Annotated in this window: 2 protein-coding genes; both read left to right on the top strand. The window is 69.6% G+C overall.

Features of this window, described 5'->3' with window-relative positions:
- Positions 1-65: 65 nt before the first annotated feature.
- Positions 66-563, top strand: a complete 498-nt coding sequence (locus tag ACFWPJ_RS03755) for a hypothetical protein (RefSeq protein ID WP_378846732.1) — start codon at positions 66-68, stop codon at positions 561-563.
- A 32-nt stretch (positions 564-595) separates the two neighbouring features.
- Positions 596-743: D-aminoacyl-tRNA deacylase (locus tag ACFWPJ_RS03750; RefSeq protein ID WP_378846764.1), on the top strand; the 148-nt coding region annotated here is incomplete at its 3' end.

The following is a 743-nucleotide window of genomic DNA, read 5'->3' as shown; positions in this document are numbered from 1 at the left end:
CCGCTAACTGGGGGCGCGCCCCCCGCGCGGGCGCGCGCCCGGGGCCCGGGGCTCGGTGCGCCGGGGTGCACGAAAAGCATTGGGGCGTCAAGGAACCCGTCGTCAACCCGGCGACCGAGCTCGGCGCCGACGTCGTGCTCGTCGAAAAGGTCTCCGGCAGCTGGATTTCGGTGAAGAGCCTGAACTGGGAGATCGGCGGGCTCGGCACCCACCCACTCGCCGTTCGCCTCTCGGAGAAGTGGCCGGTGCTCACCGTCGCCACCATCGAGAACATCTCCTACGAACTGTCCCTCTACGACAACGGCGTCGCCACCCAGTACGCCGCACTCGGCAGGCCGAGCGGACAGGCGCCGCTCGACGCACCGCTGGCCCCACTGGATTTCGCGACGCTGGCCGACTACGGCGCCGACTACGCCTCCGAAACCCAGGTCCGCGCGGCCTTCGGCAACGCGGAGATGTTCGCCAAGGTGACCGAACTGCCCGGCAGCGGTATCCGCCAGGCCGCCGAGAACCGCCCGCTCACCGAGTACGGGCCCGACATCCTGTTCTTCGGCAAATCCTGACCCTGGTCCGGCGCCTGGCATGATCGGGTGCTGTGCGAGTACTGCTACAGCGGGTGACCAGTGCCCAGGTGACCGTCGACGACAAGGTGGTCGGCCATATCGACCCGGCCGCCGCGGGCGTGCCACACGGCCTGCTCGCCCTCGTCGGCGCCACCCACACCGACACCGAAAAAACCCCGA

This window comes from Nocardia sp. NPDC058497, from assembly GCF_042720195.1.
GTDB lineage: Bacteria > Actinomycetota > Actinomycetes > Mycobacteriales > Mycobacteriaceae > Nocardia.
This window is presented reverse-complemented; position numbering and strand designations above follow the sequence as displayed.